This is a genomic window from Pseudomonas nicosulfuronedens (assembly GCF_005877905.1).
In the GTDB taxonomy this organism is placed as follows: Bacteria; Pseudomonadota; Gammaproteobacteria; order Pseudomonadales; family Pseudomonadaceae; genus Pseudomonas; species Pseudomonas nicosulfuronedens.
Map to the genome: position 1 here is coordinate 308,469 of NZ_SWDV01000001.1, position 14,936 is coordinate 323,404.

14 protein-coding genes are annotated in these 14,936 nt (G+C 64.7%); 11 read left to right on the top strand and 3 right to left on the bottom strand.

Annotation, left to right across the window (positions count from 1 at the left end; genetic code table 11):
* Positions 1–144: 144 nt before the first annotated feature.
* Positions 145–1,749, top strand: coding sequence for an inorganic phosphate transporter (locus tag FAS41_RS01525; protein WP_138520035.1), 1,605 nt, complete (start codon positions 145–147; stop codon positions 1,747–1,749).
* A gap of 113 nt (positions 1,750–1,862) precedes the next feature.
* Positions 1,863–2,921, top strand: coding sequence for a PA0069 family radical SAM protein (locus tag FAS41_RS01530; protein ID WP_138519945.1), 1,059 nt, complete (start codon positions 1,863–1,865; stop codon positions 2,919–2,921).
* Position 2,922: 1 nt separating this feature from the next.
* Here the strand turns inward: FAS41_RS01530 and FAS41_RS01535 are convergent, their stop codons facing one another.
* Positions 2,923–3,930 carry a hypothetical protein gene (locus FAS41_RS01535; protein WP_138519946.1) on the bottom strand — a complete coding sequence of 336 codons (1,008 nt, stop codon included), beginning with the start codon at positions 3,928–3,930 and terminating at the stop codon, positions 2,923–2,925.
* 395 nt (positions 3,931–4,325) lie between these two features.
* Here FAS41_RS01535 and FAS41_RS01540 point away from each other — a divergent pair, with 395 nt between their 5' ends.
* Together FAS41_RS01540 and FAS41_RS01545 are read left to right on the top strand one after the other, a co-directional pair.
* The gene (locus FAS41_RS01540) at positions 4,326–5,042 is read left to right on the top strand and encodes a carbonic anhydrase (protein WP_138519947.1); all 717 of its coding nucleotides are present in this window, start codon (positions 4,326–4,328) and stop codon (positions 5,040–5,042) included.
* A 197-nt stretch (positions 5,043–5,239) separates the two neighbouring features.
* Positions 5,240–6,775: a SulP family inorganic anion transporter gene (locus tag FAS41_RS01545; RefSeq protein ID WP_138519948.1), complete on the top strand. Its 1,536-nt coding sequence runs from the start codon at positions 5,240–5,242 to the stop codon at positions 6,773–6,775.
* Between the two features lie 3 nt (positions 6,776–6,778).
* Here FAS41_RS01545 and FAS41_RS01550 read toward each other — a convergent pair whose 3' ends face one another.
* The gene (locus tag FAS41_RS01550) at positions 6,779–7,423 is read right to left on the bottom strand and encodes a hypothetical protein (RefSeq protein ID WP_138519949.1); all 645 of its coding nucleotides are present in this window, start codon (positions 7,421–7,423) and stop codon (positions 6,779–6,781) included.
* 417 nt (positions 7,424–7,840) lie between these two features.
* Between FAS41_RS01550 and coxB the strand changes: the two genes are divergently transcribed.
* The 4 genes from coxB to FAS41_RS01575 all read left to right on the top strand — a co-directional run bounded on the left by coxB (position 7,841) and on the right by FAS41_RS01575 (position 12,158).
* Positions 7,841–8,965, top strand: a complete 1,125-nt coding sequence (coxB, locus tag FAS41_RS01560) for a cytochrome c oxidase subunit II (protein ID WP_138519950.1) — start codon at positions 7,841–7,843, stop codon at positions 8,963–8,965.
* A 10-nt stretch (positions 8,966–8,975) separates the two neighbouring features.
* On the top strand, positions 8,976–10,571 hold the full coding sequence (gene ctaD, locus FAS41_RS01565; RefSeq protein ID WP_081518890.1) for a cytochrome c oxidase subunit I: 1,596 nt from the start codon (positions 8,976–8,978) through the stop codon (positions 10,569–10,571).
* 119 nt (positions 10,572–10,690) lie between these two features.
* Positions 10,691–11,248, top strand: a complete 558-nt coding sequence (locus tag FAS41_RS01570) for a cytochrome c oxidase assembly protein (protein ID WP_081518891.1) — start codon at positions 10,691–10,693, stop codon at positions 11,246–11,248.
* A gap of 22 nt (positions 11,249–11,270) precedes the next feature.
* On the top strand, positions 11,271–12,158 hold the full coding sequence (locus tag FAS41_RS01575) for a cytochrome c oxidase subunit 3 (protein WP_138519951.1): 888 nt from the start codon (positions 11,271–11,273) through the stop codon (positions 12,156–12,158).
* Between the two features lie 39 nt (positions 12,159–12,197).
* Here FAS41_RS01575 and FAS41_RS01580 read toward each other — a convergent pair whose 3' ends face one another.
* Positions 12,198–12,407: a twin transmembrane helix small protein gene (locus FAS41_RS01580; RefSeq protein ID WP_015474903.1), complete on the bottom strand. Its 210-nt coding sequence runs from the start codon at positions 12,405–12,407 to the stop codon at positions 12,198–12,200.
* A gap of 44 nt (positions 12,408–12,451) precedes the next feature.
* Between FAS41_RS01580 and FAS41_RS01585 the strand changes: the two genes are divergently transcribed.
* Genes FAS41_RS01585 through FAS41_RS01595 form a run of 3 tightly spaced genes read left to right on the top strand, consistent with a single transcriptional unit; the run spans position 12,452 to position 14,883 of the window.
* Positions 12,452–13,216: an SURF1 family protein gene (locus FAS41_RS01585; RefSeq protein ID WP_138519952.1), complete on the top strand. Its 765-nt coding sequence runs from the start codon at positions 12,452–12,454 to the stop codon at positions 13,214–13,216.
* A complete protein-coding gene (locus FAS41_RS01590; RefSeq protein ID WP_138519953.1) occupies positions 13,194–13,757 on the top strand; it encodes a hypothetical protein in 564 nt (187 codons plus the stop codon). Before FAS41_RS01585 ends, FAS41_RS01590 begins: the two co-directional genes overlap by 23 nt.
* Before the next feature lie 52 nt (positions 13,758–13,809).
* Positions 13,810–14,883 carry a COX15/CtaA family protein gene (locus FAS41_RS01595; protein ID WP_138519954.1) on the top strand — a complete coding sequence of 358 codons (1,074 nt, stop codon included), beginning with the start codon at positions 13,810–13,812 and terminating at the stop codon, positions 14,881–14,883.
* Positions 14,884–14,936 lie beyond the last annotated feature (53 nt).

Consider the following 14,936-nt stretch of genomic DNA (forward strand, 5'->3'; position numbering starts at 1 on the left):
TTGCCCTAGCATGGCCTTGCGCCCCGCTCGCCCGGCCACCCCAGGATCGCCATGGCCGGCTAGTCTGTAGGGCATCGCCGCAAGGAATCCGCCAGATGCCACCACCGACCCGAAGGAAGCGCCCCCGTGCTTGACCGCTTTGGCATGCTCGAGGTGATGCGCGCCTCGCGCCTGACGCAGTTCCCGATCAGCCCGGTGCTGCGCGAAACCCACGGGTTCAAGGGTCGCCTGACCTTCTTCCTGCTGTTGGCCGGTGCGCTGGTGTTCACCTTCGCCGCGCTCGGACATGACATCCATGCCAGCGGCACGCATCTGGAGCCTGGCTGGTCCGTGCTGGTGCTGGTGGTCGCGCTGCTGATCGCCCTGGGCTTCGAATTCATCAACGGCTTCCACGACACCGCCAATGCGGTGGCCACGGTGATCTACACCAACGCCCTGCCACCCCGTTTCGCCGTGGCCTGGTCCGGGCTGTGGAATTTCCTCGGCGTGCTCTTCTCCAGCGGCGCGGTGGCCTTCGCCATTGTCTCGCTGCTGCCGCTGGACCTGCTGCTGAAAGTGGACAGCAGTGCTGGCCTGGCGATGATCTTCGCCCTGCTGATCGCCTCGATCCTGTGGAACCTCGGCACCTGGTGGCTGGGGCTGCCAGTGTCTTCATCGCACACGCTGATCGGCTCCATCGTTGGCATCGGCCTGGCCCACGGCGCCATGGCCGGGCATATCGGCCTGTCCGGCAATGCGTGGTCGCAGCTGCTGACGGTGGGCTATGCACTGTTCCTCTCGCCCGTAGTAGGCTTCTTCGCCGCCTTCGTGCTGCTGCGGGTGATGAGCGCGACCATCCGCAATCGCGCCCTGTTCCACGCGCCGGAGGGACGCACACCCCCACCCCGCTGGATTCGCGCAACTCTTATCCTGACCTGCACCGGCGTGTCCTTCGCCCACGGCTCCAATGACGGGCAAAAGGGCATCGGCCTGATCATGCTGATCCTGATCGCTACTGTTCCCTTGGCGTTTGCCGTGGATCGCGCGCACTCGCCGGAGCAGACCCGCCAGTTGCTCGCCCTCACCCAGGCCAGCCAGGAACAGTTGCACCGCGCCGGCGGCAGCCCCGCAGCGGACCCGCGCCACGTGCTGCTGAGTTACCAGGAAGATGCCGTAGTGAAGCCGGAACTGCTGCCCTCGTTGGGCAGCGTGATCGGCGACACCAGCGCGCGCCTGGAGCGCTATGGGCAGTTGGACAAGGTGCCGGCCGAAGAGGTGCAGGAACTGCGCAACGACCTCTACCTGATCCTGGAGACTGTCCGCCTGCTGGACCGCAGCGACCAGCACTTCGAACTGGAAACCTGGAGCAGCCTGCAGGCGCTGCGCCAGGGCGGCGAGCAGGCGATCCGCTTCATCCCGGTGTGGGTGAAGGTCGCAGTGGCCCTGGCACTGGGCCTGGGCACGCTGGTGGGTTGGCGGCGCATCGTCACCACGGTCGGCGAGGGCATCGGCAAGACACCGCTGACTTATGCACAGGGCGCCTCGGCGCAACTGGTGGCCATGCTCACCATCGGTGCGGCGGACGGATTCGGCCTGCCGGTATCGACGACTCAGGTGCTCTCCTCCGGCGTGGCCGGCACCATGGCCGCCAACGGCAGCGGGCTGCAGTGGCCGACCATCCGCAACATGCTGCTGGCCTGGGTACTGACGCTGCCGGCGGCCATCGGCCTGGCGGCGGGGTTGTACTGGCTGTTTACCCGGCTGCTGTAGGCCCTCGCTCCTACGAAAAGCGACGCGGTCGACCACCGAGCAAGTAATGCTGGCTGTGGAAAACTCAGTGGATTACTGTATTCATATACAGTAATCCTTCAGAGCCTTCCCACATGACCACTTCCCTTCCGCCCCGCGGCCGGGGTACCGCTAGCAATCCACACAACCGCTTCGCGCCGACCACCTCGGTGCCTGTGGATAACGACTGGTACGACGAAGTGCCCAAGCCCCAGGTGACCGAAATCCGTACCGAGCGGGCGAAGTCGGTGATCTCGCGCAACCAGTCGCCGGACCTGCCCTTCGACCGCTCGATCAACCCCTATCGCGGCTGCGAGCACGGTTGCATCTATTGCTACGCGCGGCCGAGCCACGCTTACTGGGACCTGTCGCCAGGGCTGGATTTCGAGACGAAGCTGATCGCCAAGACCAACGCCGCCGAGGTGCTGGAAGAGGAACTGAGCCGCAAGGGCTATGTCTGCGCACCGATCAACCTGGGCGCCAATACTGATCCTTACCAGCCCATCGAGCGCCAGCAGCGCCTGACCCGGCAGATCCTTGAGGTGCTGCTGCGTTACCGCCATCCGGTGACCATCGTCACCAAGGGTTCGCTGATCCTGCGCGACCTCGACCTGCTGGCCGAACTGGCGCAGCACCGGCTGGTGGGCGTGATGATCAGCCTGACCAGCCTGGACGACGAACTCAAGCGCATCCTAGAACCGCGCGCCGCCGCACCCTCCGCACGCTTGCGGGCGATCCGCGTGCTGCGCGAGCACGGCATTCCGGTGGGCGTGCTGTGTTCACCGATGATCCCGATGATCAACGACCGCGAGCTGGAGGCGCTGCTCGAGGCTGCCCACGACGCCGGTGCCCAGAGCGCCAGCTACATGATGCTGCGCCTGCCGCGCGAAGTCGGCCCGCTGTTCGAGGAGTGGCTGGCGGCGCACTACCCGCAGCGCGCCAACCATGTGATGAGCCTGATCCGCCAGCTGCGCGGCGGAGAAATCTACGACAGCCGCTTCGGCCACCGCTTTCGCGGCGAAGGCCCGTTCGCCGACCTTCTGGCCAAGCGTTTCGAGGTCGCCATGCGCCGCCTCGGGCTGGGTCGGCGCGGCAACTTCAATCTGGACTGCACGGCGTTCGCCCCGCCGCGCAGCCAGATGAGTCTGTTCTGAATCAGCGGTCGGGGGCCACCAGGTCCGCCATCATCTGGGCGAGTTGCAGCGGCGAGTTGAGCAGCTTGTCGAGGACGACCAGCACGTTCTTCTCTTCCTTGCTGACCTTGCTGCCAAAGCCGAAGAAACCACCGGAGGACTCGGCCACGGCCTTGCCCAGTGCCAGCAGGTCCTTCTTGAAGGCCTCCGCGTCATCATCGCTGGCCTGCTGTTCCAGCAGACGGTTGACGTCGACGAAGTACTGCAAGCGGTTGAAGTCGGGGCTGATGAAGCGCTGCAGGAAGTCCATCAGCACCGCACGGCCGTTGGGCGTGTCGGGGCTGAGCTCGGTCATGACGCGTTGCATCAGCACGCTGGGGTACTTGCCGGACTCCTTGAACAGCTTGCCGAAGGCTTCGGCCTCCTTGGCGTCTATCTCGCCGTCGGCGCTGGCAACCATGCAGAAGATCGCCACGGGCGCCTCGCGCAGGTGCTTCCAGTCTTCGCTGGAGAAACCGGCGAAGCCGGTCATGCCGGTGATCTGGTCCTGCTGGTGCTCTTTCCAGATCGCACGGCCCTCGGCATGCTCGTCGCGGCCCTGGTAGAAGGCGTCGATCAGCGGTTGCAGCTCGTCCTGGGCAATGCCGGTGACGCCCAGCAGCTTGGGCTTGAAGACGGCGAAGCCTTCATGGCTGTGGGCATGCCGATAGGGAACCGCCAGTTGCATCTCTCGACGCGGCTCGGCGTAGGAAACTACGTTCAGAATCAGCGCATCGACCTTGCCGACCTCCTTGTGGGTCACGAAGCCGTCGACAATCCACACTGCGCCGATCGCCTGCTGGGTGTTCTCCTGGTACATCCGTTGGCCTGCCTGCATGGCTTCTTCACCGGTATCCGCCATCAGCACCACCATCTTGAGCCGGCCATCCGGCTCCAGGCAGTGGAACATCGGCATCAGCAGCTCGCCGCCGCTGACCGTTTGTACCGCGCTCGCAGCCGCATTGCCGGCCATCCTGTAGATGTCTTGCATGGTCACATCCTTGTTTACTGGGGGGAGGGTCCGGCGTCGTGCGCCACGCTCGTCATCCTGACCAAGCGCTAGGCCCGGTGGTCCGGGTCTTACAGCAATCGCCACGAATAATGTCACATTGCCTGTAGCGAAAAGTGTGGCGTCGTCACAGTAGCACTGTGACATTTCATCGCCATGATAGCTTGCCGATATCATCGTGAAATGTCGGCGAAACATCATGAAAAAGCTCATTCCAGAGCGGTTTTTTAACTTTGGTTTAATCTTCGTTGTCTAGGGTTTGCGCATAAAGTGACTTATCGGTCACAACAGATTTTTTCCCGCGGCTGTGCCTTTTCTCCCCAGGGAGAGCGTCGGCTGACGTGGGAAAATTCTTCGTCTTTATTCGAGGCTGATACATGAACGACAAAACGCACGGTGAGGATCACGCCCACGAATCTGCTGACGAGGCGCTTCGCCATATCGTCGAGGGCTTCCGCCAGTTCCGCCATGAGGTCTTCCCGCAGCAGGAAGAACTGTTCAAGAAGCTGGCCCATGCACAAAACCCGCGCGCCATGTTCATCACCTGTGCCGACTCGCGCATCGTCCCCGAGCTGATTACCCAGAGCTCGCCGGGCGACCTGTTCGTCACCCGTAACGTGGGCAACGTGGTCCCGCCGTACGGCCAGATGAACGGCGGCGTTTCCACCGCCATCGAGTTCGCGGTGATGGCACTGGGTGTGCAGCACATCATCGTCTGCGGCCACTCCGACTGCGGCGCGATGAAGGCGGTGCTGGCTCCCCAGACACTGGAAGGCATGCCGACCGTAAAAGCCTGGCTGCGCCACGCCGAAGTGGCCCGCACCGTGGTCGCGCAGACTTGTGGCTGCGCCACCCAGGAGCACCTGGGCATCCTCACCGAGGAGAACGTGGTCGCCCAACTGGACCACCTGAAGACTCACCCGTCGGTAGCCGCTCGCCTGGCTTCCGGTCAGCTGTTCATCCACGGCTGGGTCTACGACATCGAGACCAGCGCCATCAAGGCTTACGACGCCCAGGAAGGCCGATTCCGAGCCCTCGACGGCGAAGGTCCGACGCCGAGTGCGACCCCGCGTCCGCGCTACTCCCCCCAGTAAGCGGCTGATACCAGCACGCTCCCGGGGCGCGGCGGCCCAGCAGAACAAACACCGCGCCCCGCTTCTGACTTGATCCCTGCCTGAGGCGTACGCCCCCACCGCGTTCGCCATCCCTCTGAATTGCGCGTGTCGATGCGGTCGAGACCGGCGTCGTGGGCTTTCGCGCGCCCGAAAAATGCTTGAAGGAGAACAGTGCCATGTCGGCCTCCCACTCTGCTCCATGCGGATTTTCCCAGCTGCGCCAAGTGCTGCCACGCGACCTGCTCGCATCGGTGGTGGTGTTCCTCGTTGCTCTGCCGCTGTGCATGGGCATCGCCATCGCCTCGGGCATGCCGCCGGCCAAGGGCCTGGTGACCGGCATCATCGGCGGCCTGGTGGTCGGCGGCCTCGCCGGCTCGCCCCTGCAAGTCAGCGGCCCGGCGGCGGGCCTTGCGGTGCTGGTCTTCGAACTGGTGCGCACCCATGGCATCGCCATGCTCGGGCCGATCCTGCTGCTGGCCGGTGCGCTGCAATTGCTGGCGGGAAGGCTGCGCCTGGGCTGCTGGTTCCGCGTGACTTCGCCGGCGGTGGTCTACGGCATGCTCGCGGGCATCGGCATCCTCATCGTGCTGTCGCAGGTACACGTCATGCTGGACCTCAAGCCGCAGGCATCCGGGCTCGATAACCTGCTGGCGTTCCCCTCGGCGCTGCTGTCCGAAGCCAGCGGGTTCGATGCGGCGCTGCTCGGGCTGGGCACCATGGCCTGCATGGCGCTATGGGACCGCTTCAAGCCGGGCCGGCTGCGCATGCTTCCCGGCGCGCTGATTGGCGTGAGCCTGGCGACATTGGCATGCATCGCACTGCAGCTCGATGTGCTGCGAGTGAGCGTGCCGGAGAACCTCGGCGACGCCATCGACTGGGTCCGTCCGACCGACCTCGCCGCGCTACTCGACCCGACGCTCTTGCTGGCCGCCGGGGTGGTGGCCTTCATCGCCAGCGCCGAGACGCTGCTCTCGGCCGCCGCTGTGGATCGTATGCACAGCGGCCCGCGCTCGGACATGGACCGCGAGCTGAGCGCCCAGGGTGTGGGCAACATGTTCTGCGGGCTGGTCGGCGCGCTGCCGATGACCGGGGTGATCGTGCGCAGTTCGGCCAACGTGCAGGCCGGGGCGCGCAGCCGCGCCTCGGCGATCTTCCACGGGTTGTGGCTACTGGCGTTCGTCGTGCTGCTGGGCGGGTTGCTGCGGCAGATCCCCATCGCCAGCCTGGCTGGTGTGCTGGTCTACACCGGAATCAAGCTGGTGGATATCAAGGCCCTGCGTTCGCTGGGTCGCTATGGGCGCATGCCGGTACTGGTGCACGCGGCGACTGCGCTGGCCATCGTCGCCACCGACCTTCTGACCGGCGTGCTGCTGGGCTTCGCGCTGACTGTGTTGAAACTGGTGCTCAAGGCCGCGCGGTTGAAGATCAACCTGCGCTATGACGAGGAGGGCAACGGTGCCGAGCTGCGTCTGGTCGGCGCGGCCACCTTCCTCAAGGTGCCGGCGCTGTCCCAGGCCCTGCAATCAGTGTCACCCGGCACGCACCTGCGTGTGCCGCTGCAGCACCTGAGCTACATCGACCATGCGTGCATGGAGCTGCTGGAAGAATGGGGCCGCAGCGCTGCGGCCAGCGGCTGCCGGCTGTCCATCGAAGGTAACGGCCTGCGTCGCCGCGTGGAGGGCCGGGTGCGTGCGCTGCAGAGTGCGGGCTGAGGCTCAGTCGCGCCCCAACTCCAGCTCGACCCCGAATTGCCGCGACAGGCACGGCCACTGCTGCCACGCCATGACCACCTGCGGATCATTGAGGCGGGCACGGTAGCTGACGGCGGACTCGGCACTGAAGGTACTGTCGTCGAGCATGCCGTTGACCGCGTGGTGCACTGCTTCATCCAGCTGGTTGGCGAAAGGTTCGCCGATCAGCTGGTGCGCCACCAGGTTGGCCACCGTGGTGTCCAGCGGGATCAGCGGCTGGTTGAAGTGGGCGATGTAGCGGTCGTTCACCTCTTCCACCAGGCGGTGGGCGAGGTAAGCCTCGTCCAGCAGCGCATCCAGGCCATCGTGGCCATCGAGCAGCGCGGGCGGGGTGAGGAAGAACTGTTCGGCGAGCTTGAGCACCGGCTTGATGCGGTCCTCGATGCCGGCCGCGCGGGCTACCGAGTTGGCGGCGTCGAGAAAGTCCGGCACCTGCTCGATGTAGGCGTGGACGAAACGTGTCAGCGTGCCGTTGGGGTCCTCTCCCGTCAGGGCGATGCTCTTGTGCAGGCTTTGCAGTTGGCTCTGGATCAGGCGGGCGAGATGGCCATGGCGGGATTCGAGCAGGTGGGCATTCCGGATCAGCTCACGCAGTGCAGCGGTGTTCATGACAGCTCCAAGACAACGGGTTTGGAAAGTGAAGAAAGACCTTAGCCGCACCCCGGCCGTAGCTAAGACGCGATTGTCATATTCATGAACTGGTTATGCCGGCACGGCATATCAGACGGCCAGCATGGTACTCCAAACCCTCGTCGTCCGTGGCTTTGAGATCGCACTTCGGTCTTTCAAATACAGTTTTTACTCTGCGTTGTTATGTCGCAACCCGTGGCTATACTCCGCTTCGACACACCGAAAACCTGATGGACCCGGCCTGCCCTGCGTGCTGCCGAGGTACGACGTCAAAGTAAGTTGTCTTGGCGGTCACTCCCTTGGCCGTTGGCTTGTTCAGGCTCGATCCCTCTGGAATGGGGATCGCAGCCAGGGCGCTATGCCGGCGGGATAAAAACAACGATAAGGGGAACCCGAATGCTGCGACATCCACGAGTCTGGATGGGCTTCCTTTTGCTCTTGGCTTTCAGTCAGGCAAACGCCGCCTGGACGGTCAACATGACCCCCGGTGCGACAGAAGTCAGCCGTAACGTTTTCGATCTTCACATGACGATCTTCTGGATCTGCGTGGTCATTGGCATCGTCGTCTTCGGCGCGATGTTCTGGTCGATGATCGTCCACCGTCGGTCCACCGGGCAGCAGCCCGCGCATTTCCACGAGAGCACCACGGTGGAAATCCTCTGGACCGTCATTCCCTTCCTGATCCTCGTAGTGATGGCCGTTCCGGCCACCAAGACGCTGATCCACATGTACGACACCTCGGAGCCCGAGCTGGACGTGCAGGTCACCGGCTACCAGTGGAAGTGGCAGTACAAGTACCTGGGCCAGGACGTGGAGTTCTTCTCCAACCTCGCCACCCCCCAGGACCAGATCCACAACAAGGCCGACAAGGACGAGCACTACCTGCTCGAGGTGGACAACCCGCTGGTGCTGCCGGCCGGGGTCAAGGTCCGTTTCCTGGTCACCTCCAGCGATGTGATCCACTCCTGGTGGGTGCCGGCGTTCGCGGTCAAGCGCGACGCCATTCCCGGCTTCGTCAACGAGGCCTGGACCAAGGTCGACCAGCCCGGCGTCTACCGCGGCCAGTGCGCCGAGCTGTGCGGCAAGGACCACGGCTTCATGCCCATCGTGGTCGACGTCAAATCCAAGCCCGACTTCGACAAGTGGCTGGCCGAACGCAAGGAAGAGGCCGCCAAGATGAAGGAGCTGACCAGCAAGGAGTGGACGAAGGAAGAGCTGGTCGCCCGTGGCGACAAGATCTACCACACCGTCTGCGCCGCCTGTCACCAGCCCGAAGGCCAGGGCATGCCGCCGATGTTCCCGGCGCTCAAGGGTTCGAAGATCGTCACCGGACCCAAGGAGCACCACCTGGAGACCGTCTTCAACGGCGTCAGCGGCACCGCGATGGCGGCCTTCGGCAAGCAGCTCTCGGAAGTGGATATCGCTTCGGTGATCACTTACGAGCGCAACGCCTGGGGCAACAACGACGGCGACATGGTGACCCCGCAGGAAGTGGTCGCCTACAAGCAGAAACAACAATAAGGAGGCCGCGATGAGTACCGTGATCGATCACCCCGACCATTCTCACGCCGGCGACCACCACCACGGCCCCGCCAAGGGCCTGATGCGCTGGGTTCTCACCACCAACCACAAGGACATCGGCACGCTGTACCTGTGGTTCAGCTTCTGCGCCTTCCTGCTCGGCGGCTCCTTCGCCATGGTGATCCGCGCCGAGCTGTTCCAGCCAGGCCTGCAGATCGTCGAGCCGGCGTTCTTCAACCAGATGACCACCATGCACGGCCTGGTGATGGTCTTCGGTGCGGTGATGCCGGCCTTCGTCGGCCTGGCCAACTGGATGGTGCCGCTGATGATCGGTGCGCCGGACATGGCCCTGCCACGCATGAACAACTTCAGCTTCTGGCTGCTACCGGCGGCCTTCGGCCTGCTGGTGAGCACCCTGTTCATGCCCGGCGGCGGACCGAACTTCGGCTGGACCTTCTACGCACCGCTGTCGACGACCTTCGCGCCGCACAGCGTGACCTTCTTCATCTTCGCCATCCACCTGATGGGCATGAGTTCGATCATGGGCGCGATCAACGTGATCGCCACCATCCTCAACCTGCGTGCCCCGGGCATGACGCTGATGAAGATGCCGCTGTTCGTCTGGACCTGGCTGATCACCGCCTTCCTGCTGATCGCGGTGATGCCGGTGCTGGCCGGTTGCGTGACGATGATGCTGATGGACATCCACTTCGGCACCAGCTTCTTCAGCGCGGCCGGCGGCGGCGACCCGGTGCTGTTCCAGCACGTGTTCTGGTTCTTCGGCCACCCCGAGGTGTACATCATGATCCTGCCGGCGTTCGGCGCCGTCAGCTCGATCATCCCGGCCTTCAGCCGCAAGCCGCTGTTCGGCTACACCTCGATGGTCTACGCCACCGCCTCGATCGCCTTCCTGTCCTTCGTCGTGTGGGCGCACCACATGTTCGTGGTGGGCATTCCGCTGGTGGGCGAGCTGTTCTTCATGTACGCGACCATGCTGATCGCCGTGCCCACTGGGGTGAAGGTGTTCAACTGGGCGTCGACCATGTGGCAGGGTTCGCTGACCTTCGAGACGCCGATGCTGTTCGCCGTGGCCTTCGTCATCCTGTTCACCATCGGCGGCTTCTCCGGGCTGATGCTGGCCATCGCCCCGGCGGACTTCCAGTACCAGGACACCTACTTCGTGGTGGCGCACTTCCACTACGTGCTGGTGCCCGGCGCGATCTTCGGCATCTTCGCCTCGGCCTACTACTGGCTGCCGAAGTGGACCGGCCACATGTACGACGAGACCCTGGGCAAGCTGCACTTCTGGATGAGCTTCATCGGCATGAACCTGGCGTTCTTCCCGATGCACTTCGTCGGCCTGGCCGGCATGCCGCGACGGATTCCGGACTACAACCTGCAGTTCGCCGACTTCAACATGGTCTCGTCCATCGGCGCCTTCATGTTCGGCACCACGCAGCTGCTGTTCCTGTTCATCGTCATCAAGTGCATCAAGGGCGGCAAGCCGGCACCGGCCAAGCCGTGGGATGGCGCGGAAGGCCTGGAGTGGACGATCCCGTCGCCGGCGCCTTACCACACCTTCAGCACGCCCCCGGAAGTGAAGTGACGTTCTGGCTCTTGTAGGAGCGAGCTTGCTCGCGAATGTCCCCGAAAGGACAAGGCATCAAGCGGTTCGCGAGCAAGGGCTAGGCGCCCCCCACGCTCCTACAGACAGAGGATTAACCCATGAGCGACGGCAACATCGAAACGCGCAAGCTGGTGACCCGGCTGGTCATTGCCGTGGTCGCCATGTTCGCCTTCGGCTTCGCCCTGGTGCCGCTGTACGACGTGATGTGCAAGGCACTGGGCATCAACGGCAAGACCTCCGGCAGCGCCTACCAGGGCGACGGCCAGGTAGTCGATCAGTCGCGCGAGGTGAAGATCCAGTTCGTCGCCAACAACAACATCGACATGGTCTGGGAGTTCCACCCCGAGGCCGAGCAACTGGTGGTGCATCCGGGCGCGGTGAACCAGATGCTGTTCGTAGCCTACAACCCCACCGACAAGCCGATGACCGCCCAGGCGATCCCGAGCATCGCGCCGTCGGTGGCGGCCACCTACTTCCACAAGACCGAATGCTTCTGCTTCACCCAGCAGGTGCTGCAGCCGGGCGAGCGCATCGAAATGCCGGTGCGCTTCATCGTCGACCGCGACCTGCCCAAGGATGTGCGTCACCTGACGCTTGCTTACACGCTGTTCGACATCACTGCCCGCAAGCCACCCGTGGCCAGTAACGAGCGCTGAAGGGCAAAGGAGAACAAGAGAGATGGCAACCCACGATCCCTATTACGTCCCCGCGCAGAGCAAGTGGCCGATCATCGCCACCCTCGGCATGCTGGTGACGATGTTTGGCGTCGGCACCTGGATGAACGACATGAGCGCCGGCAAGGAACACTCCCACGGCCCGTGGATCTTCTTCGCCGGCGGGCTGATCCTGGCGTACATGCTGTTCGGCTGGTTCGGCAACGTCATCAAGGAAAGCCGCGGCGGTCTCTACAGCCCGCAGATGGACCGCTCGTTCCGCTGGGGCATGAGCTGGTTCATCTTCTCCGAGGTGATGTTCTTCGCCGCCTTCTTCGGCGCGCTGTTCTACGTGCGCCACTTCGTCAACCCGTGGCTGGGTGGCGAAGGTCACCACGGCATCTCGCACATGCTCTGGCCGCAGTTCGAAACCGGCTGGCCGCAGCTCAGCAACCCGGACAACAAGCTCTTCCCGCCGCCCAAGGAAGTGATCGATCCGTGGAAGCTGCCGCTGATCAACACCCTGCTGCTGGTCACCTCCAGCTTCACCGTGACCTTCGCCCACCACGCGCTGAAGAAGAACCACCGCGGCCCGCTGAAGATGTGGCTGGCCGCGACGGTGGCGTTGGGCGCGTGCTTCATCGTGCTGCAGGCCTACGAGTACCACGAGGCCTACACCGAGCTGGGCCTGACCCTGGGCTCGGGCATCTATGGCGCGACCTTCTTCATGCTCACCGGCTTCCACGGCGCCCACGTGACCATCGGCGCGATCATGCTGAGCATCATGCTGATCCGCATCATCCGGGGGCACTTCGACGCCGACAAACACTTCGGCTTCGAGGCGGCCAGCTGGTACTGGCACTTCGTCGACGTGGTGTGGATCGGGCTGTTCATCTTCGTTTACGTGCTGTGAGGCGCGGTGGCGCGGGCTGCGGCCCGCGCCTTTTTCAGATCAGAAATGCCAGGGGGCGGAACTGCCGAGTTGGCCGCTGAAGAACCCCCAGGCGATGAGAGCGACGGTCAGGGCAGTCAGGGTGACACGCACGGTCAGCGCGTTGACCACCCGCGAACCGTGACCCTCGTCCTTGACCAGAAAGAACAGACCACTGAACAGACTGACGACGGTCGCCAGCAACAACAGAACGATCGCAGCTTTGAGCACTACCGGCCTCCTGTCCGCAGGGGACTGGGGTTGAGGGGGATGTCTTGCAGTATAGCCAGCACGCATCTGAGCACCGTCAAGGCCGCGCCACGCGCGCCTTCCGGCCCGGCATCGCGCCGACCCTGGTGGTCCTCGCACTGCTGCCGGTGCTGATCGGCCTGGGCTTCTGGCAACTGTCCCGCGCCGCCGAAAAACGCACCCTCCTCGCCGCCGCCGAAGTGCAACGCCAGCAGGACCCGATCAGCATTGCCGAGCTCGAACGCCAACCGCCGCGCAGCTACGTTCGTGTACGCCTGCAAGGCCAGCTTGATGCCGAGCATACCGCCCTGCTCGACAACCGCACCCGCAACGGCCAGGCCGGCGTCGAGGTGCTGCAACCCTTCTTCGACCGCGTCGGCCACCAGTGGCTGCTGGTCAACCGCGGCTGGGTGCCCTGGCCCGACCGGCGCGTGCCGCCAAAGATCGATACGCCCAGTCACGACCTGTTGCTGGACGCCTGGACCTACGTCCCGCTGTCCGCCGGCCCGAGCGCTCCGCTCGCCGGTTGGCCGCGCCTGATCACCCAGGTGGACGCCCCGTTCCTGTGGGATCAGCTGGGCCGCGAAGGCAGCCCGCTGGAAATCCGCCTGGAGCCGGGCGACGCCGCCTTCGACACCGACTGGCCGATCGTCGCCATGCCGCCGGAGCGTCACGTCGGCTACGCCGTGCAGTGGTTCGCCCTGGCCATCGCACTCTCCGCCCTCTACCTCTACCTCGGCATCCGTCGCGCACGGGAGACCTTCGACCATGACCGCCATGACTCTGCCTGACTCCTCTGCCCGCCGCCGCGGGCGCGTGCAACTGCTGCTGATCCTCGGCATGGTGCTGGGACCGATGCTGCTTGCCACCGCCATGTACAAGCTGCAGTTCTGGGTGCCGGATGGCCGCAGCTACCACGGCGACCTGATCGCCACCGGACAGACTCCGGCCGACCTCGGCGTGCAGGACGACAAGGCCAGCGACCAGTGGCAACTGCTGGTGACCGCGCCGGAAACCTGCACCAGCGACTGCCAGCAACTGGTCTACCTGGCGCGCCAGATCAACATCGGCCTGGGCCGCGAGGCCAGCCGCGCCGAACACGCCCTCGCCTTCGCCAAACCGCTGCCGGCCCAGTTCACCGGCCTGCTCGACAAGGACTATCCGCGCCTGCAGCGCCTGGGCCTGACACCCAACCAGCACACCGGCGCCCAGCCGCAACTGTGGATCGTCGACCCCCACGGCAACCTGGTGCTGCGCTACGACGCCAAGGCCAACGGCAAGTCGATCCTCAAGGACCTGCAGCTGCTGCTGAAGCTTTCGAACATCGGTTAAGCCGGTTGAGACATCGCCAGCCCCACGACAACAACAAGATCGGGAGCGACGCATGATCCAGGCAAGACGCAAACCCGCCTTCTACCTCGCCGTGCTGGCCACGGCGCTGGCCTTCGTGGTCATCCTGCTGGGTGCCTACACCCGCCTGACCCACGCCGGTCTCGGCTGTCCGGACTGGCCCGGCTGCTACGGCTTCGTCCACGTGCCGCTGAACGAAGCACAACTGGCCCACGCCGAGATGCACTTCCCCGACTCGCCGGTGGAGGCGCAGAAGGGCTGGAACGAGATGATCCACCGCTACTTCGCTGGCAGCCTCGGCCTGCTGATCCTCGGGCTGGCGGTGCACGCACTGGTGCGTCGCGGCCGCGACGGCCAGCCCATGCGCCTGCCGCTGGTTCTACTCGCGGTGGTGATCGCCCAGGCGGCGTTCGGCATGTGGACCGTCACCCTCAAGCTATGGCCGCAGGTGGTCACCGCGCATCTGCTTGGTGGCTTCACCACGCTGTCGCTGCTGTTCCTGCTCAGCCTGCGCCTGTCCGGCGCCTTCGCCCCACTGCAACTGCCTTCGAAGCTGCGGGCACTCGCGGCGCTGGCCTTGCTGATGGTGATCGGGCAGATCGCCCTGGGCGGCTGGGTCAGCAGCAACTACGCGGCGGTAGCCTGCATCGACCTGCCGATGTGCCACGGCGAGTGGTGGCCGAACATGGACTTCGCCAACGGCTTCCACCTTACCCAGCACATCGGCCCGAACTACCTCGGTGGCCAACTCGACAGCGACGCCCGTACGGCCATCCATATGACCCACCGCATGGGCGCGCTGTGCGTGACCGCCGTGATCCTGCTGCTGGCCTGGAACCTCCAGCGCCATGGCCTGATCGGCATTACTGCGCTGATGCTGCTAGGGCTTTCCCTGCAGATCGGCCTGGGCATCAGCAACGTGCTGCTGCACCTGCCGCTACCGGTGGCAGTGGCGCATAACGGCGGCGGCGCCTTCCTGCTGCTGATGCTGGCGCTGGTGAACTACCGGGTGCGCGCGCCTGCGGCTAAGCGCGTCGAGCTGCCCGCCAGTAGCCCGATCGGCCTGGACGCGATGGAGCGCCCGGTGGCCTACCCCTCGCAGGGATGACTTTGCACCGTTGAGCAAGACGGACAGCCGGCGCCAGGGCGCGCCGGCCCCAT